Origin of the sequence: Buchnera aphidicola (Lipaphis pseudobrassicae), from assembly GCF_005081185.1 — a bacterium.
GTDB lineage: Bacteria > Pseudomonadota > Gammaproteobacteria > Enterobacterales > Enterobacteriaceae > Buchnera > Buchnera aphidicola_AD.
The window spans coordinates 245,275-263,939 of sequence record NZ_CP034870.1 but is presented as its reverse complement, the minus strand read 5'-3'; the positions used below and the strand labels follow the sequence as shown (position 1 = coordinate 263,939).

At 25.3% G+C, this 18,665-nt stretch carries 17 protein-coding genes; 8 read left to right on the top strand and 9 right to left on the bottom strand.

Annotated elements, in window-relative coordinates:
* Positions 1 to 31 precede the first annotated feature (31 nt).
* The 8 genes from fabZ to rpsB form a co-directional block, all read right to left on the bottom strand.
* Positions 32 to 484: a 3-hydroxyacyl-ACP dehydratase FabZ gene (fabZ, locus tag D9V70_RS01220; protein WP_158355950.1), complete on the bottom strand. Its 453-nt coding sequence runs from the start codon at positions 482 to 484 to the stop codon at positions 32 to 34.
* A 98-nt stretch (positions 485 to 582) separates the two neighbouring features.
* Positions 583 to 2,955, bottom strand: coding sequence for an outer membrane protein assembly factor BamA (gene bamA, locus D9V70_RS01215; RefSeq protein WP_253254822.1), 2,373 nt, complete (start codon positions 2,953 to 2,955; stop codon positions 583 to 585).
* Between the two features lie 280 nt (positions 2,956 to 3,235).
* Positions 3,236 to 3,982 (bottom strand): polyprenyl diphosphate synthase, encoded by a 747-nt coding sequence (gene uppS / locus D9V70_RS01210; RefSeq protein ID WP_158355948.1) that lies wholly within the window; start codon positions 3,980 to 3,982, stop codon positions 3,236 to 3,238.
* Between the two features lie 60 nt (positions 3,983 to 4,042).
* Positions 4,043 to 5,239 carry a 1-deoxy-D-xylulose-5-phosphate reductoisomerase gene (gene ispC, locus D9V70_RS01205; RefSeq protein ID WP_158355947.1) on the bottom strand — a complete coding sequence of 399 codons (1,197 nt, stop codon included), beginning with the start codon at positions 5,237 to 5,239 and terminating at the stop codon, positions 4,043 to 4,045.
* Between the two features lie 100 nt (positions 5,240 to 5,339).
* Positions 5,340 to 5,897, bottom strand: coding sequence for a ribosome recycling factor (gene frr / locus D9V70_RS01200; protein ID WP_158355946.1), 558 nt, complete (start codon positions 5,895 to 5,897; stop codon positions 5,340 to 5,342).
* A 104-nt stretch (positions 5,898 to 6,001) separates the two neighbouring features.
* A complete protein-coding gene (pyrH, locus tag D9V70_RS01195) occupies positions 6,002 to 6,727 on the bottom strand; it encodes a UMP kinase (protein WP_158355945.1) in 726 nt (241 codons plus the stop codon).
* 46 nt (positions 6,728 to 6,773) lie between these two features.
* The gene (gene tsf / locus D9V70_RS01190; RefSeq protein ID WP_158355944.1) at positions 6,774 to 7,577 is read right to left on the bottom strand and encodes a translation elongation factor Ts; all 804 of its coding nucleotides are present in this window, start codon (positions 7,575 to 7,577) and stop codon (positions 6,774 to 6,776) included.
* A 49-nt stretch (positions 7,578 to 7,626) separates the two neighbouring features.
* Entirely contained in the window at positions 7,627 to 8,361 is a 735-nt protein-coding gene (rpsB, locus tag D9V70_RS01185) for a 30S ribosomal protein S2 (protein WP_158355943.1), read from the bottom strand.
* Between the two features lie 240 nt (positions 8,362 to 8,601).
* Here rpsB and map point away from each other — a divergent pair, with 240 nt between their 5' ends.
* Both map and dapD read left to right on the top strand, forming a co-directional pair.
* Entirely contained in the window at positions 8,602 to 9,402 is an 801-nt protein-coding gene (gene map, locus D9V70_RS01180) for a type I methionyl aminopeptidase (protein ID WP_158355942.1), read from the top strand.
* A gap of 44 nt (positions 9,403 to 9,446) precedes the next feature.
* Complete coding sequence (gene dapD, locus D9V70_RS01175; RefSeq protein WP_158355941.1) at positions 9,447 to 10,256, top strand: 2,3,4,5-tetrahydropyridine-2,6-dicarboxylate N-succinyltransferase; 810 nt, start codon at positions 9,447 to 9,449, stop codon at positions 10,254 to 10,256.
* Between the two features lie 63 nt (positions 10,257 to 10,319).
* Here dapD and degP read toward each other — a convergent pair whose 3' ends face one another.
* On the bottom strand, positions 10,320 to 11,753 hold the full coding sequence (gene degP, locus D9V70_RS01170) for a serine endoprotease DegP (protein WP_158355940.1): 1,434 nt from the start codon (positions 11,751 to 11,753) through the stop codon (positions 10,320 to 10,322).
* 283 nt (positions 11,754 to 12,036) lie between these two features.
* Between degP and D9V70_RS01165 the strand changes: the two genes are divergently transcribed.
* From D9V70_RS01165 to ftsI, 6 genes are all read left to right on the top strand, one after another.
* Positions 12,037 to 13,089, top strand: coding sequence for an FAD:protein FMN transferase (locus tag D9V70_RS01165; protein WP_158355939.1), 1,053 nt, complete (start codon positions 12,037 to 12,039; stop codon positions 13,087 to 13,089).
* Between the two features lie 270 nt (positions 13,090 to 13,359).
* Complete coding sequence (locus tag D9V70_RS01160) at positions 13,360 to 15,072, top strand: acetolactate synthase 3 large subunit (RefSeq protein WP_158355938.1); 1,713 nt, start codon at positions 13,360 to 13,362, stop codon at positions 15,070 to 15,072.
* Between the two features lie 6 nt (positions 15,073 to 15,078).
* Positions 15,079 to 15,555: an acetolactate synthase small subunit gene (ilvN, locus tag D9V70_RS01155; protein ID WP_158355937.1), complete on the top strand. Its 477-nt coding sequence runs from the start codon at positions 15,079 to 15,081 to the stop codon at positions 15,553 to 15,555.
* A gap of 199 nt (positions 15,556 to 15,754) precedes the next feature.
* Positions 15,755 to 16,702 carry a 16S rRNA (cytosine(1402)-N(4))-methyltransferase RsmH gene (gene rsmH, locus D9V70_RS01150; RefSeq protein ID WP_158355936.1) on the top strand — a complete coding sequence of 316 codons (948 nt, stop codon included), beginning with the start codon at positions 15,755 to 15,757 and terminating at the stop codon, positions 16,700 to 16,702.
* On the top strand, positions 16,692 to 16,895 hold the full coding sequence (locus D9V70_RS01145) for a cell division protein FtsL (RefSeq protein ID WP_253254821.1): 204 nt from the start codon (positions 16,692 to 16,694) through the stop codon (positions 16,893 to 16,895). The genes rsmH and D9V70_RS01145 overlap by 11 nt, the downstream gene beginning before the upstream one ends.
* 139 nt (positions 16,896 to 17,034) lie before the next feature.
* The coding region (ftsI, locus tag D9V70_RS01140) for a peptidoglycan glycosyltransferase FtsI (RefSeq protein WP_158356281.1) at positions 17,035 to 18,665 on the top strand (1,631 nt) is incomplete at its 3' end.

Sequence of the window (18,665 nt, the reverse complement as noted above, 5' to 3'; positions counted from 1 at the left end):
GATTTTCCAAAATGGATATAAAAATTTTAATCTAAAATAATTTTTTAGCAAAAATTATTCTTGACCGACAAACAATATGATTATCAACTAAAGCAGTAGTTTTGAATTGTAAAATATTTTTATTTAATTTTATAAGAAACACTTCTATTAAAATTTGATCACCAGGAGTTACAGTTTTTTTAAAACGAGTCTGATCTATACCTACAAAATGGTATAAAACGTTTATATTTAATTTTCCTGTACTTTCATATATTAAAATCCCTGCTGCTTGAGCCATAGATTCAACGATTAATACACCAGGAAAAATCGGATTATTTAGAAAATGTCCTTGAAAACCAAACTCATTATACGTGCAATTTTTTATTGCTGTTAAATATTTGAATACTTTCAACTTTATAACTCGATCAATAAGTAATAAAGGATAACGATGAGGTAAAATTTTTAAAATCTTTTTGATGTCTAAAGTGTGTTTTATAATATCCAAAATACTTTCCTATCTTAAAAATTTTCTAGTAAAAACTAATAAAAACATTTTTAATGTTGTTAAGTTATAATCTTAAAAATATTTTAAATTTTTTACAATTACCAATTTTTCCCAATATTAAATTGAAATGCTTCTAACTGATGATGTTTATTTTTTTGAACAGGAATAGCATAAGAAAAAACTAATGGACCAATGGGAGAAAACCATTGTAGAGAGAGACCAAACGATGAATAAAGATCATCTAGTATATTATTTTTTAAATAATTTGATAAATTCATTCTGTTTATATTATTTAGCTTGGTATCCCAAATATTACCAACATCAAAAAATATAGAAGATCGAAAAAATTTAGAATATACTTCGTCTAAAAAAGGAATTGGTGTGATAAGTTCTAAATTAGTAGAAAAAGTAGCATTTCCACCAATAGAATCAATTGATTCGCATATATTATTATTCTTATATCCAATACAATTTTCTAAATCAGTATTGTCATAAATTGTTTTAGGTCCTATTGTATTGGAACGAAAACCTCTAATATTGTTCACGCTATTGGCATAAAAATTTTCATAAAAAGGTAATTTATCTTTATTAAGACTATCTCCTATACCCATATGAACATGACTTAAAAATATAAAATTTTTTTCTTTATCTAATGGAATATATTGCTCACTATCTAATATTATTTTATAAAAGCTATTATCGGAACCAGGAATTGTGTTTTTTCCAGTTATATAGGTTTGGTTTCCAGATATAGGAAAATAAATATATTTGAAAGTATTATAAATCCAGGAATAATTTAAAGTAAAATCGTTAACTAAACTATTTTTGAATAAATGTTTATTAAGTAATAATTTTTTATTTAAAAAAGAATCTTCAATTTTTTTTTCTGTATGAACAACTCCATTATGGCTATATCCTAAACCAAAATTTACTTTATTAACATCATCAATTGCAAATCCTAAGTTACTTTCAAAACCATAAGTATTTTTTGTTAAATTAGAAATAGTATTTAAATTATATTTAAAATCATTGTAAAAAAATCTAGTGTTCAAATCTGTTTTATCAAAAAAAAAGTAAGGATAATTTATTGATATATCAGTATATTTTTGATTTTTATTTTTAACAACACTAAAATTTAAAGAATTACCAGAACCGAATATATTATCTTGAGAAAAAGCAGTGTTAAAACTCAAACCGCTATCTATACCATATCCTAAGCCAAAATTTATAGAACCAGTAGGTTGCTCTTTGACTTTATAAGTAATATTAACTTTATTAGAATCAGGAGAAATTTTTTTTTGTATAATTTCTACATTATTAAAATATTTTGTGTTTTCTAATAATTCTTTACCAGATTCTATAAGTTTTAAATTGAAATATTTTCCTTCTATTTGTTTTATTAAACGTCGTAAAACTTTATCTTTAGTTAATTCATTTCCTTGAAAAAAAATTCTTTTTACAAAAAATTTTTTTTTAATATTAATATTGAAGTTTAAAATAATTTTTTTCTTTTCATGATTGATTTCTGGAATAACAATAATTTCAGAATCAATATAACCATGTTCAGATAGAAATCTTTTAATCTTATTTAAGATACTATTAATTTTTTCTTTGTTGTATAATTCATTACGATTAATGTTGATAATATTCGAAATTAAAGGTCTATATTCTAGCAATTCACCATTAATAAAAATATCAGAAATTTTATATTTCTCACCTTCAGAAATATAAATTTCAATATCTACAAAATTTTTATCTTTAAAATAGTGTACTTTTTTAGTATCTATATTAAAATAAAAATAACCTTGATTTAAATAAAATTTATTTAACCTATTTAAGTCATTCTCTAATTCTTGAGGAGAATAAGTAGTTTTATGAAAAAAATTCCACCAAGAAGATCTGCTTTTCAATTTAAAAAATGAAATAATCTTATTTTCAGAAACCTTTTTCGCACCAAAAATTTTAATTTTATTTACTTTTATTGGTAAACCTTCATCGATAATTATTTGTAAATCAACTGTATTGTTAGTACCAAATTTTTTTAAAATTTTAACATTAAATTTGTATCTACCTATATTATAATAAAAATCTTTTATTGTTTTAATAAATATATTTTCTGTAAAAGCGCTTAATATATCACCTTTTTTCATATTTAATTCTGTTAAGTACTTATCTAGTAGAGTACTATTAATAATATTATTACCAAAAATGAAAACACTAGAAATAATAGGTCTTTCATAAACGTTAAAAATTATTTTTTGTGTTGAAAAAACTACTTTTATATCTTCAAATTTTCCAGTTTTAAATAAAGATTTAATGCTATCTTTAACATCATTTTGAGATATTTTACTACCAACTTTAAAAGTAATATTTTGAAGCGCCTCATGTTTTGAAGTATTTTCTAATCCTTCAAATTCTATATATTTTACAATTCTTGTGTTTTCTGCAAAAACAGAAACACTAAAAAACATGAAAAAATATATACAAATTTTCTTTATTAACATTATTATCAAAATTTTTCCTAGAAAACATTTCATTCTATATAAAAATAAAATTTTTAAAAAGAAAGAAAAAATTATTATAGAGAAATAAAATTTAAAAAATACTTTTTTATTTATAAGTTTTATTAAATACTCAAATATAAATTTTCTCTAAAATCTCTAAAAAATGTATTAAAAAAATATTATTTTTAATAATTCATTTAAATTTTATTCAATAAAAAAAAATATCTGAAATGTATTTAATAAAAAACTATTTCTTACATCCCCCAAAACGACGTTCTCGAGATATAAAAAAATCTATAGCATTTTGAAAAACATACTGATTAAAATCAGGCCATAATACATCAGTAAAATACAATTCTGAATAGGCTATTTGCCATAATAAAAAATTACTAATTCTTTTTTCTCCACCTGTTCTAATAACTAGATCTACTGGTAAAAGATTACTAGTAGACAAGTATTTAGAAAGCGTATTTTCTTGAATTTGTTCTATATTTAATATCCCTTTTTGAACTTTTTGAATAATTTTTTTAACACTTTGAATTATATCCCATCTTCCACCATAATTTGCAGCTATATTTAAAATTAAACCACTATTTTTTAAAGTCATTTTTTCTATCTGATTAATTCTTTTTTGTAAATTATTATTAAAATATGTTATATCACCAATAACTTTTAATTGAATATTATACTTTTTTAAATTTTTAACTTCATTGTTCAATGCAAATAAAAATAATTCCATTAATGCATTAATTTCAAAAGTCGAACGATTACGATTTTCGGTACTGAATGCATATAATGTTAATATTTTCATATTATTTATTATAGCAAATTTTACTGCTTTTTTTAATGCCTTGAAACCTTCTTGATGACCTGCAATACAAACTTTTCCTTTTTTTTTAGCCCAACGTCTATTGCCATCCATAATAATTGCTACATGATGAGGATTTTTTTCTTTTAATTGTTCTTTATATTTTAATGAAAAGTTATAAAGCATGATACTTATAGATTTCTCTTAAAAAATTTACGCAAATAAAAATCAACTGAAAATATTTATTTATAATGACAAAGATAATACTTGATTTATAGCTAATATTCTAGAAACTTTATCAATTTCTAAGATATCTTCAATAGAATTAGGTTCTGAAAAAGAAGAAGACGTTAATGTTGCAATATTGACTTCAAAAATTTTATTAAAAGAAATTTTAAAATCAAGAAAAGCTGAAACTGCAATTTCATTTGCTGCATTTAAAACAATCATGGCAGCTTGACCTTCAGAAAAAGCATCAATAGTTAATTTAAGACATGGAAATTTTACTAAATCAGGTTCAAAAAAAGATAGGTTCTTTTTTTTCAAAAGAGTCAAAAAATCAATTTTTGAATAAATACGATTGGGCCAATTCATTGCATAGGAAATAGCAATTTTTATATCAGGAATGGATAATTGTGCTAATACAGAACCATCATGATATTCAACCATAGAATGAATTATCGATTGAGGATGAATTACAATTTTAATCTCTGAATCTAGTGCATTAAATAACCATCTTGCTTCCGCATATTCAAAACCTTTATTCATCATAGTAGCAGAATCTACCGATATTTTTTTCCCCATTGACCAATTAGGATGAGAACACGCTTCTATCGGAGTAACAGCTGATAAATCAGATAAAGAAAGATCATAAAAAGGACCACCAGAACCAGTTAAAATGATATTCTTTATACCATATTTTTTTAGATTAGAATCACCTAAATTTTTTTGCATTTCTATAGGTAATAATTGAAAAATAGCATTGTGTTCACTATCAATAGGTAAAATTTTAGCTTTACTAGAAGATAATGCTTTCATAAATAATCTACCACATGTAATCAAAGCTTCTTTATTAGCTAATAATATCGTCTTCCCAGCACGTATTGCAGATAATATTGGCAATAAACCTGCTATTCCAGAAATAGCAGCAACTACTTGATCTACTTCTGATAAAGAAGCAAGTTCACAAATTGCTTTTTCTCCAAAAAAAACACGAGTTTTTATTTTTCTATCTTTTAATTTTTGTCTTAATAAATTAGCAGATTTTTCATGGCTCATTGCTACCCAATCAGGAAGAAATAGTTCACATTGTTGTAACATTTTAGTAACATTTTTATTTGCAACTAAAGCAATTACTTTAAATAAATTAGGGTGGTGTTTTACGATAGATAAAGTATTAGTACCAATAGAACCGGTAGAACCTAAAATAGTTATTTTTTTCATGAATATTTTGCTTTATAAATAAATTTTCATCATAAATATATTATAAAATATTTTTATTTTAAATAAATCAAAGAACTTATTGTTTTAAAATAAAAAATAACTAAATCTTCATTAGTTCTCTTTCTTTTTTTAGTAAAATAGATTCTATTTCTTTAATATATTCATTAGTGATTTTTTGTATTTTTATTTGTGCACTATGCTCTTCATCTTTACTGATAATCTTGTCTTTAATTAGTCTCTTAACTTTATCATTTGAATCCCTACGAATATTACGAATACAAATACGACTATTTTCAGCATCATGGCGAATAACTTTAATTAAATTTTTTCTTCTTTCTTCTGTCAATACTGGTATTTTTATAATTATATCTTTACCATTTACAATTGGGTTTAAATCAAGTTTAGCATTTAAAATAGCTTTAGTAATCAAAGGTGTCACAGATTGATCAAAAACATTAATTCTAAGAGTATGAGAATCCTCGACGATTATATTAGAAACTTGACGCAAATTAGTTTTAGAACCGAAATATTCAATAGAAATATTGTGTAGCAATAAAGGAGATGCTCGACCTACTCGAATATTGTTTAAATTATTTTGAAACGTTTGTATGCACGTCTTCATTCGTTCATCGCTATTTGAATGGATTTGATTAATCACATTTTTACCTATAAATTATGTTTTTATATTAGCTTTAATTGTGTTTTTATATTAACTTAAAACTACTAATTTTAAAAACTATGTAGTTTGTAAATTAAATTGTTTTAATTGATAAGCGTACCTTCATTACTACCAAGAATAATACGATATAAAGATCCAGGTTTATTTATATTAAAAACTCGAATAGGCAAATGATAATCTCGAGCAAGTATAAACGCAGATAAATCCATAACTTGCAATTCCTGTTGAAGAACATCTTTATATGTTAATTGTTCATATAAGATGGCATTAGAATCTTTTTTTGGATCTCTTGAATATACCCCATCCACTTTTGTACCTTTTAAAAAAATATCAGATTCTGTCTCAATACCTCGTAAACATGCAGCTGAATCAGTTGTAAAAAAAGGATTTCCAGTTCCCGCAGAAAAAATAACAACACAATTATTAGATAATAGATGCATGGCTTTTACATGACTATATGTTTCACAAATACCATTTAATGGTATTGCAGACATTAAATAAGCATTAATACAGGAAATGGAATTTATTGCATCTTTCATAGCTAAACTATTAATAACTGTAGATAACATACCTATATGATCTGATACCACTCTATTTAAACCTAATTTAGACAAAGTAGCTCCACGAAATAAATTTCCACTTCCAATTACTAAACCTACTTGAACACCAATTTTAACTATAGATTCAATTTCTTTAGCAATTTTTTGTAGAGAAACTATATCGATACCAAATCCACTAATTCCTTGTAATACTTCTCCGCTTATTTTTAATAAAATACGTCGATATATCAGTTTTTTATTTGCAGACATATTTTTAAACCTAAGTGTATTTTGTATAATTTGTATATCCTATATTTTAAAAAATTATTTCACCTAATTCAAATCTAAAAAAAGATTGAATATGTCCATTATACTCATTTAATATATCTTGTACTGTTTTATTAGTATCCATAACAAAACTTTGACTTGTTAAAGAAATATTATTAATAAATTTATTCATTCTTCCTTTTATAATTTTATCTCGAATATTATCAGGTTTTTTTAATTTTTTGGCTAATTCTAATTGAATTTGGTATTCCCGTTGAAAAACTGTATCAGAAACATCTTCTGGATTTAAATATAACGGTTTGCTTGCAGCTATATGCATAGCAATATTTTTAAGTATATTGCTATTTAATTGATTGGCATTAACCAACACACCAATTCTAATACCGTGAATGTAAGAAAAAATATTTTGCCCTTTTATAAAACAAAAACGACGTATATTAATATTTTCGCCTACTTTTAAAATTAAATTTGTTCTTTTTTCTTCAAAAATATTTTTTAAATCTTCAATATTATCTATTTTTTCATTTAATGCAGTTAATATAATTTCGTTTCCAAAAAAAGTAAATAAATTATCTTTAGAAACAAAATCAGTTTCGCAATTTAACTCAATCATAACACCAATGTTATTTTTAACTTTTGAGAATATTGCGCCTTGATTTGTAATGTTATTAATCTTTTTTTCAGCGATCATTTGCCCTGATTTTCGAAGATTATCAATTGATAATTCTATATCTCCATTTGCTTGAACTAGTGCATTTTTACATTGTAAAAAACCAGCTCCAGTACGAGATCGAAGTGTTTTTATTAGACTAATGCTAATATTACTTTTCATATTTTATTTCCTAATTCATTTTTTTAATTTGCAAATCAATATATTTTTTTTATTGAAGATCTATATCTTTTTGATACTTTACTAATGATTGATCTAGTAAATTTTGATGATTAACTTTTGCAATACTAAGTGATACAGATTTTAAATACAAAGTTACTGATCTAATAGCATCATCATTTCCCGGTATCACATAATCTACACCATCAGGATTGGAATTAGTATCAACGATAGAAAAAACAGGAATACCTAAATTATTCGCTTCTTTTATTGCAATCTGCTCATGAAGAGCATCAATCACAAATAAACAATCAGGTAAACCTCCCATATTTTTAATACCACCTAAACTATTTTCTAATTTAGATAATTCTCGAGATCTTATTAATGCTTCTTTCTTAGTTAATTGAGCAAAAGTACCATCTTTAGATTCTATTTCTAAATCTTTCAAACGTTTTATAGATTGTCGAACTGTTTTCCAATTAGTTAACATACCCCCTAACCAACGATGATTTACATAGAATTGATCACAATTAGTAGCAACTTCTTTTACTCCATTTCTTGCAGCTCTTTTAGTTCCAACAAAAAGTATTCTACCTTTTTTAGAAGCGATTTTTTTTAATTCGTTAAGAGCAAAGTTAAACATTGGTAAAGTTTTTTCTAAATTAATAATATGTACTTTATTACGAATACCAAAAATAAAAGGTTTCATTTTTGGATTCCAATATCGTGTTTGATGACCAAAATGAACTCCTGCTTTTAACATATCTTGCATTGACACTATTTTCATAACTACCTCTGTAATAAAAAAAGTTAGAATAAATATTCTAAATAAATATTCTAATAATTAGAATGTTAATTCTGTATTTTCATATGTATAATATATATCATATTTTTATAATAAAAATATCAATATATTGATAATATATAAAATTTAACATCAATTAAAACACAAGTTAACAAATTTAAAAAAATATAATTTTAATATATCCTAAATTTTACAAATTGATATAAAAAATGGCTAAATATTATGAGCTATATAATTAAAACAAAATCAGAAATAAAAAAAATGCGAATATCTGGGAAATTAGCAGCTGAGGTTCTTGAAATGATAGAACAGCATCTTAAACCCAACATAAGTACAGAAGATATAAACCAAATTTGCCATGATTACATTGTTCATCAAAAAAAAGCTACTTCAGCATGTTTAGGATATCATGGGTTTCCAAAATCTATTTGCACTTCTGTTAACGATGTCGTATGTCACGGAATTCCAAGTAAAAAAAAAATATTAAAAGAAGGTGACATAATTAATATTGATATTACAATTATTAAAGATTGTTATTATGGCGATACTTCAAAAATGTTCTTAATAGGAAAAACAAGTATTTTATCTAAACGTCTATGTAAGATAGCTCAAGAAAGCCTTTACCTTTCTTTAAAATTAGTGAAACCTGGAATGAACTTGTATAAAATTGGTGAAACTATTCAAAAACACGTTGAAAAAAATAATTTTTCTGTTGTAAGAGAATATTGTGGTCATGGTATTGGTCGTCGGTTTCACGAAGAACCACATATTTTGCATTATAAAAACAAAGAAAATAATATGATTTTAAAAAAAGGAATGATTTTTACTATTGAACCTATGATTAATGCTGGAAATCCTCAAGTTCGATGTATGAAAGATGGATGGACAGTAAAAACTAAAGATCGTTCTTTATCAGCACAATATGAGCATACTATATTAGTTACAGAACATGGATGCGATATTTTAACATGGCGTAAAGACGAAAAAATTTCTCAAAAATTATTTAATAAAAATGAAATTTGAAAATACTTTTACTTGATTAATAATACATTAGGTCAAATAACAAAATGTACTCATTAAAAAAAATTATTGAAGAAGCATATAAAAAAAAACATAATATAAATAATGATATTTTAAACAAAATTGATTATGTCATACAATTATTAAACAGTGGAACTGTAAGAGTTGCAGAAAAAAAAGATAATATATGGATCACGCATACATGGTTAAAAAAAGCAGTTTTGTTGTATATGTATATAAAACGAAATAATCTTATATCAGGTAATCATACAAATTATTACGATAAAATTCCATTAAAATATGAAAAATACGATGCAAAAAGATTTCAAAAAGAAAAAGTTAGAATTGTACCACCAGCAACAGTTAGATATGGTTCATTTATTAATCATAATACAGTGATTATGCCTTCTTATGTAAATATTGGTGCGTATATTGATGAAGGAACTATGATTGATACTTGGGCTACGGTAGGTTCTTGTGCTCAAATTGGTAAAAATGTACATTTATCTGGTGGTGTTGGAATAGGAGGCGTATTGGAACCATTACAAAATAATCCTACAATCATTGAAGATAATTGCTTTATCGGAGCACGTTCTGAAATTGTAGAAGGAGTGATTGTAGGAAAAGGATCAGTAATTTCTATGGGTGTTTTTATTGGAAAAAGCACTAAAATATATGATAGAGAAACTGGTAATATTTTTTATGGGAAAATACCTGATAATTCTGTGGTAGTTTCTGGAAGTTTACCATCAAAAGATAAAAATTATAATCTTTACGCTGCTGTTATTGTAAAAAAAGTTGATTCAAAAACATTAAGTAAAACAGAAATCAATCAATTATTAAGAAATATAAAATAAATTTTAATACAATCCGCCCAATTTAACTCGGGCGGAATGATTAGTAATTATTCACTTACTAAATTATTCGCTTACTAAGTATATATTATGGATTCCTCTTTTTACACTAAACACTAATATTTTTGGTTTCGTGTTCAAAATTATTCTTAATTCTTCTAAATTTGTTATGGATTTTTGATTTACTGCAATGATAATATCATCTTTTTTAAAACCAATTTTTGATGCTTCAGTATTTAATTTTACATTTTCTACTTTTACACCCTTTTCTCCATTTAATACATAATTACTTAAATTTGCTCCTTCAATACCTATATAATTGTTATTTAAATTAATATTATTTTTTAAAGAATGCTTTAATTCTACAATAATATTTTTAATTTTTCCTTCTCTAAATATTCCTAATTCCATTTTTGTAGTAACTGGTAAAGAACTAACCTCAGCACGTAATGCAGAAAAACTAGAAATTGGTTTTTTATTTAAAGAAATAATAATATCACCAGCTTTAATACCTGATTCAAACGCAGAAGAATTAGGTAAAACTTGACTTACAAAAGCACCTTTTTGTGCATTTATCTTCATAACTTTTGCTAAATCTGAATTTAACTCCATACCTATTATTCCTAATTCTCCTCGTCTTACCTGTCCAAATTGAACCATTTGCGAAGTTAAGTTTTTTACCATGTTTCCAGGGATAGCAAAACCTATTCCGATATTTCCACCATCTGGCGCTAAAATAGCAGTATTAATTCCTATTAACTCACCATTTAAATTGACTAATGCTCCACCAGAATTTCCTCTATTAATTGCAGCATCAGTTTGAATAAAATTTTCATAATGCTCAATATTTAATCCACTACGACCCAAAGCAGAAATAATACCTGAAGTGACAGTTTCACCAAGACCATAAGGATTACCAATAGCAACAGTATAATCTCCAACTCGTAAAGTATCAGAATCAGCAATTTTTATTGCACTAAGATTACTTGCATCTTTTAATTGTATTAAAGCAATATCAGAACGAGCATCTTTTCCGATTATTTGAGCCTCATACCGACGTCCATCACTTAACTGTACTTGAATTTTATTTGCATGTTCTACAACATGATTATTAGTTACTGCATATCCTTTGTTTGCATCAATAATAACTCCAGAACCTAACGCATGAAACTTTTCATTTGTATTATTTTCAGAATTTGGGCTAACACCACAAAAAGGGGAATGTCGAAATGGTGAATTACCTTGACAAAAAGGAGAATTATCTCCAAAAAATGGTTGAAATTGATGAGGTAAACGAGAAGTACGTACAACAGTACTTCCTTCTATGTTAATACTAATTACTGAAGGCATGACTTTTTCTAGCATTGGTGCTAAACTAGGAGCTATTTGCTGAGAAAAATTAGTATTTTTACTAAAATTTCCTGAAGACATTCCAAAGCTTAGCGATAGTGTTAAAAGTAATATTACTTTGTTTAATATTATCATCTTTACTTTTTTCATTGTTTCTTTCTCGTTATTACAATCTAATCTATAAATAAAATTTATTTTTTATGATAATTATTATAAAAACAAAACATTTTTTATTATACACTTCATCACTCTTTAACTCCATGAATCGTTATATCTAATTATACATATTAGTATTAATATATATTTTTAAAAAATTGACTATAAAAAATTATTTTTAAAAATCAAAAAAATAATAATTATTATACTTTAAAAAACAAATAATTTTATTTTTTTACTAAGAAAACGTTTTATAAAACAAGGATTAGAACTATTTATGTCTTTTAAAATCATTTTTAATATTTTTTTGTGTTCTATTATTTTCTTAATTATTTTTTATAATAAATCTTTAATAAAAACTAAAGAAAAAAAAAATATTACAGTATTACAAGGAAAAACTATGGGAACATATTGGCAAGTTAAAATTCCTAATTTAAAAAAAAAAATATATATTAAACATTTAATTCAAACATGTTTAAATAAAGATGAAACAATGCTTTCTTCTTGGAAGAAAAAATCGATAGTATCTCAATTTAATAAACGAAAAAAAAATGAACTGCAAATTATTAACAAAAATTTTTATCATATCATTTCAAAAGCAATAGAAATAAATAAAAAAACTAATGGAAAATTAGATATTACAATTGGTTCATTAATTAATATATGGGGATTTGGAAACACATCAAAACCTAATAGATATCCTTCTGCTATTAAAATAAAAAAAAATATTGCTATTTCAGGAATTCAACACTTAAAAATTATAAAAAAAAAGTTTTTTATCTACTTAAAAAAAGACATCGATAGTATAAAAATTAATCTTTCTACTTTAGGAGAAGGTTTTGCTGTAGATCATTTATCATACGTTCTAAATAAACAAAAAATAAAAAATTATACTATTTCCGTCGGAGGAACAGTATTAGTTAAAACAAAAAACAATAAAGAAAAACCTAAAATAATCGCAATTCAAAAACCCATTGATCAATACCAATCGGCACATTTACTAATTTATCTCAAAAATAACTCAATCAGTACAGCAGGAAGCTATCGCAACTATTATTATCTTCAAGGAAAACGTATTTCACATTTAATTGATCCTGATACTGGAAAACCTATAACACATAACTTGGTATCAGTCAGTGTTATTGCTCATACTGCTTTAGAAGCGGATAGTTGGGATACAGGATTACTTATAATGGGCTTTAAAAAAGCTAAAAAATTAATATTAAAAGAAAAACTGTCTGTTTGTCTTATAACGAAGAAAAAAAATATTTTTTTAACATGGATGTCTCCTAAATTTAAAAAATTTCTAATTAAAGAAAACAATTTTTAAACAAATGAAAATTCAATGAATATAAATTTAATAGAATCTACTAATTGATAATATCCGATATATTTGTAATAATAAATACTGTTTATTATTTACTTAAAAAACAAATAATATTAATTCAAATAAAACTAATATTTTTAAAGATATTAAAATTATTTTTAAAATCTCTACATTAAATAGCGCTAATTTTATCTAGATAAACTACAGGATAAACTGATAGATAGCGAAATAGGAAACTAAACCTAATACTAAATTAGTATCCTGGAGGAGACAATGGAAATATTATCAGGAGCCGAAATGGTCGTTAGATCATTAATTAATCAAGGAGTACAACATATCTTTGGTTATCCTGGTGGCGCCGTACTAGATATTTATGATGCTCTAAAAACTATTGGTGGTGGAATTGAACATATTTTGGTAAGACACGAGCAAGCAGCAACTCATATGGCCGATGGATATGCTCGTTCTACTGGTAAAACCGGTGTAGTATTAGTTACTTCTGGACCAGGCGCAACTAATGCTATTACTGGAATCGCTACTGCATACATGGATTCCATTCCTATGGTTGTAATATCGGGTCAAGTTCCTTCTTCATTAATTGGTTACGATGCTTTTCAAGAATGTGACATGATTGGTATTTCCCGTCCAATAGTTAAACATAGTTTTCTAGTAAAAAAAACAGAAGATATACCAATAGTTTTTAAAAAAGCTTTTTGGCTAGCAGGAAGTGGACGTCCAGGACCTGTGGTAATCGATGTGCCAAAAGATATATTAAAGAAAGAAAATAAATATAAATGGCCAGAAAATGTTTCTATACGTTCATACAACCCAATAACAAAGGGACATAAAAGACAAATTAAAAAAGCTCTTCATACACTATTAAAAGCTAAAAAGCCTGTAATTTATGCTGGTGGTGGAGTAATTAGCTCTCAAAGTAATAAAGAGTTATTTTTATTTGCAACAAAAATAAATTGTCCTGTTACAACTTCTTTAATGGGATTAGGTGCTTTTCCAGGCAATCATCCTCAAAGTATTTCTATGTTAGGAATGCATGGTACTTATGAAGCAAATATGAGTATGCATCATGCAGATGTAATTTTTGCGATCGGTGTTCGATTTGATGATAGAACAACAAATAATCTAAATAAATATTGTCCAAATGCTATTATTCTACATGTTGATATTGATCCTACCTCTATTTCTAAAACTGTTTCAGCCAATATACCTATTGTAGGAGATGCAAAATATGTTTTACAAAAAATGCTTCAATTACTCAAAGAAGAAAAAAATCTTCTAGATTTAAAAGATTGGTGGGATGTTATTAAAAAATGGAAAAAAGTCAATAGTTTAAAATATTATCAAAACAATAATAAGATTAAACCTCAAACAGTCATTCAAACTATTTTTAAGTTAACAAAAGGAAATGCTTACATAACTTCAGATGTTGGACAACATCAAATGTTTACTGCATTATATTATCATTTTGACAAACCAAGACGTTGGATCAATTCAGGTGGATTAGGTACAATGGGATTTGGATTTCCAGCAGCTTTAGGTGTAAAATTAGCACTACCCAAAGAAACTGTCATTTGTATAACTGGAGATGGTAGTATACAAATGAATATTCAAGAACTATCTACTGCAAGACAATATAATTTAGCTATATTAATATTAAATCTTAATAATTCTTCTCTAGGTATGGTTAAACAATGGCAAGATATGATTTATTCTGGACGACATTCCCATTCTTATATGGATTCACTTCCAGATTTCGTAAAACTAGCAGAATCTTACGGACATGTTGGTATTCAAATTACTCAATTTAGAGAACTTGAAAACAAATTAATACTAGCATTAGATGAATTATCTCATGGAAATTTAGTTTTTGTCGATATCCAAGTAGATACTTCTGAGCATGTTTATCCTATGCAAATTCAAGGTGGTGGCATGAATGAAATGTGGCTAAGGAAAAAAGAGGATAAATAAAAAAATATGCGAAGAATTTTATCTATTTTAATAGAAAATGAATCAGGTGCACTATCACGAGTTATTGGACTATTTTCGCAAAGAGGATATAATATAGAAACTATAACGGTAGCACCAACTCCAGATCCTTCTTTATCACAAATGACTATACAAACAATTGGAGATGAAAAAAATATAGAGCAAATTGAAAAACAACTTCATAAATTAATAGACGTATTAAGAGTAATACAAATTGGACAATCCTCTCATATAGAACGTGAAATTATGTTGTTAAAAGTACGAACAAATAATTCTAAAAAAGATGATATCAAACATACCACTGAAGTATTCAGAGGACAAATTGTAGATATCACATCTACAACATATATACTTCAATTGTCAGGTACCACAAAAAAATTAGATTCTTTTTTGAAAATTATACGAAATATATCAGAAATTATTGAAGTAACTCGTTCTGGTATTATTGGTATTTCACGTGGATAATTTATTATATTTAATAAAAAATAACTATTTTTTTGATTCATAAATAAAATTAATTACTTACTTATAAATACTAAAAAATATTTATTTTTATTAAAAATTGTTATTTTTATCTTAAACATACTACAAATTTTTTTAAAACATGGTCGTATTATTAATATGACCGTGTTTTATCAAAAATAAATATTCATAAGCACCAAAAATGAATAATAAAATCAAACACATTCCAGTAATGATGGAAGAATCAATTCAATCTTTACAAATAAATAAAAATGGTATTTATATTGATAGTACATTTGGTATGGGAGGACATTCAAACGAAATTCTAAAAAATTTAGGAAAAAATGGAAAATTATATGCACTTGATAAAGATCCTAACTCTGTTTCCATAGGAAAAAAAATTAAAGATGCACGTTTTTGTATAATTCATGAAACCTTTTCAAATTTATTACATTATGCAAAATGTAAAAAAATAATAGGAAAAGTCAATGGAATTATATTTGACTTAGGGGTTTCTTCATTACAAATTGACGATAATAAAAGAGGTTTTTCATTTAAAAATGACGGTCCTTTGGATATGCGAATGAATCCTAATTATGGAATTTCTGCATCAGATTGGTTATTTAAAAGTGATGTTAAAACAATAGCTCGAGTTTTAAAAAATTTTGGAGAAGAAATTTTTTCACAAAAAATAGCTCGCTCTATTAATTATCGAAATAAAATAAAAAAAATAACTAGTACTAGAGAATTATCTGAGATTATTAAAAAATCAATACCCATGAAAAACAGATTTAAACATCCGGCAAAAAGAAGTTTTCAAGCAATTAGAATTCATATCAATAAAGAATTAGAAGAGCTTAAACAATCTTTGGACAGCACATTAAAAATATTAAAATCAGGAGGACGTATATCAATTATTAGTTTTCACTCTTTAGAAGACAGAATAGTAAAACAATTTATGGTAAAACATAGTAAAAAAGCAATTGTTCCACATGGTGTTCCAATAACAGAAGAACAATTAAATAAATTAAAAAAACCTCAATTAAAGATTATTAATCGCATTTTTCCAACAAAATATGAAGTAAAAAATAATCCTAGATCAAGAAGCTCAATACTACGTACTGCAGAAAAAAATAAAAATGAATACTAAACGTTATGATTTATTTGAAATTATTAAAAGTGATTTTATTTTAAATTGGAAAATACATTTAATTTTATTTATAGCAATTATAATATCAGCAAGTTTTGTTGTAATTACGGTTTATAAAACTCGTCTATTAATTACAAAAGAAGAAAATCTTATTTTAAAAAAAAACAAAAAAAAAATGAATGGAGAAATTTAATAATTGAAAAAAATGCTTTATCTATCCCAAATTACACTTCAAAAAAATAATTTCCATCAATTAAATTTGATACCTTGAAAAAAACTTAGTTAACAATATAAATATATAGATATTACCTAATAAATGTACAAAAAAAATTATGTATAAAAAAAAAAATAATATTTCAAGAACAAAAAAGTTAAAAAAAAAATTTCATATGAATTATCGTTTTTTTACATTATATAGTTTTATTTTTTTATCTCTAGTTATTTTAATATTTCGTGTTTTTTTCTTGCAAATTATTAATACAAATGAGCTGATTAATGAAGGAGATAGAAGAACTCTAAGAATACAATCACTACTTAGCACAAGAGGAATTATTAATGATCGATTAGGATATCCGTTAGCAGTCACTGTATTAATGAACGCTGTATGTGCAGATCCTACAGTGGTAATTAATCAAAAAAATATCAGTCATGATTTAAAATGGAAAGCTTTATCAGAAGCTATTTCTATTCCACTAAAAAAAATAATTTTTGATATTAACAAGCATAAAAAATCAAAATTTATTTATTTAGCTCGACAAATTACTCCTGAAATAGGGGAATATATTAAAAAACTAAAATTATCTGGAATATTTTTGCTAAAAGAATCAAAAAGATACTATACTTCTGGAAAAATTGCTGCTCAACTAATAGGAATAACTAATATAGATGGACAAGGAATCGAAGGAATAGAAAAAAGCTTTAATAAGTTATTAATGGGAAAACCAGGAAAAATCAAAATAAGAAAAGATAAAAAAGGACAAGTTATTGAAAAAATCCCTTTAATAGATAAATTTGCCTCTAATAATTTAACTTTAAGTATAGATCAAAAACTTCAAACAATAGTATATTACAAATTATATGAAGCGGTAAAGAAAAACGATGCCGATTCAGGAACTGCTGTTTTAATTGATATTAAAACTGGTGAAATTTTAGCTATGGCTAATAGCCCTGCATACAATCCAAACAATATAACAAATGCTATTAAAAAAAATATTCGTAATAAAGCTATTACAGATATGTTTGAACCTGGATCTACAATAAAACCAATAGTAATAATGGAGGGTTTAAAACTAGGAGTAATCAAAGAAAACTCAATTATAAATACCAAACCATACTTAATAAAAAAACACAAAATCAAAGATGTATCGTATCATGAAAAACTTTCTATAACAGGAATATTACAAAAATCAAGCAATGTTGGAATATCAAAAGTTGCATTATCTATACCAACGACAAAATTAATTGAAAGTTATTTAAAATTTGGATTGGGTCAACCAACTCAATTAGGACTAATCGGAGAAAAAAAAGGTTTTTTTCCAAAAAAAACCAATTGGTCTGACTTAGAAAAAGCTACATTTTCATTTGGATATGGTTTTATGGTAACCCCTCTTCAACTGGCACGATTATATGCAACCATTGGAAGTTATGGAATTTATCGTCCACTTTCAATTATAAAAATTAATACACCAGTAAAAGGAACAAGAGTTTTCCCTAAAAAATATGTACAAAATGTAATTAAAATGATGGAAAGCGTTGCTAAAAAAGGAGGTGGAGGAACCAAAGCAGCTATTCAAGGATATCGTGTTGCTATTAAAACAGGAACTGTAAAAAAAGTTGGTATTCATGGATCTTATATTAATAAATATATTGCCTATACAGCAGGAATAGCTCCGGCTAGTAATCCAAAATTTTCATTAATAATAATGATTGATAATCCCAAGAGAGGAGAATATTATGGAGGCGC

Coding starts and splice junctions, on each gene's coding strand:
- ispC (WP_158355947.1), bottom strand. CDS start 5,239: ATGAAAAAAATAACTATTTTAGGTTCTACCGGTTCTATTGGTACTAAT.
- tsf (WP_158355944.1), bottom strand. CDS start 7,577: ATGAAAAGTAATATTAGCATTAGTCTAATAAAAACACTTCGATCTCGT.
- dapD (WP_158355941.1), top strand. CDS start 9,447: ATGTACTCATTAAAAAAAATTATTGAAGAAGCATATAAAAAAAAACAT.
- D9V70_RS01145 (WP_253254821.1), top strand. CDS start 16,692: ATGAATACTAAACGTTATGATTTATTTGAAATTATTAAAAGTGATTTT.
- bamA (WP_253254822.1), bottom strand. CDS start 2,955: ATGTTTTTTAGTGTTTCTGTTTTTGCAGAAAACACAAGAATTGTAAAA.
- D9V70_RS01165 (WP_158355939.1), top strand. CDS start 12,037: ATGTCTTTTAAAATCATTTTTAATATTTTTTTGTGTTCTATTATTTTC.
- ilvN (WP_158355937.1), top strand. CDS start 15,079: ATGCGAAGAATTTTATCTATTTTAATAGAAAATGAATCAGGTGCACTA.
- uppS (WP_158355948.1), bottom strand. CDS start 3,982: ATGCTTTATAACTTTTCATTAAAATATAAAGAACAATTAAAAGAAAAA.
- rsmH (WP_158355936.1), top strand. CDS start 15,755: ATGAATAATAAAATCAAACACATTCCAGTAATGATGGAAGAATCAATT.
- D9V70_RS01160 (WP_158355938.1), top strand. CDS start 13,360: ATGGAAATATTATCAGGAGCCGAAATGGTCGTTAGATCATTAATTAAT.
- pyrH (WP_158355945.1), bottom strand. CDS start 6,727: ATGTCTGCAAATAAAAAACTGATATATCGACGTATTTTATTAAAAATA.
- map (WP_158355942.1), top strand. CDS start 8,602: ATGAGCTATATAATTAAAACAAAATCAGAAATAAAAAAAATGCGAATA.
- rpsB (WP_158355943.1), bottom strand. CDS start 8,361: ATGAAAATAGTGTCAATGCAAGATATGTTAAAAGCAGGAGTTCATTTT.
- degP (WP_158355940.1), bottom strand. CDS start 11,753: ATGAAAAAAGTAAAGATGATAATATTAAACAAAGTAATATTACTTTTA.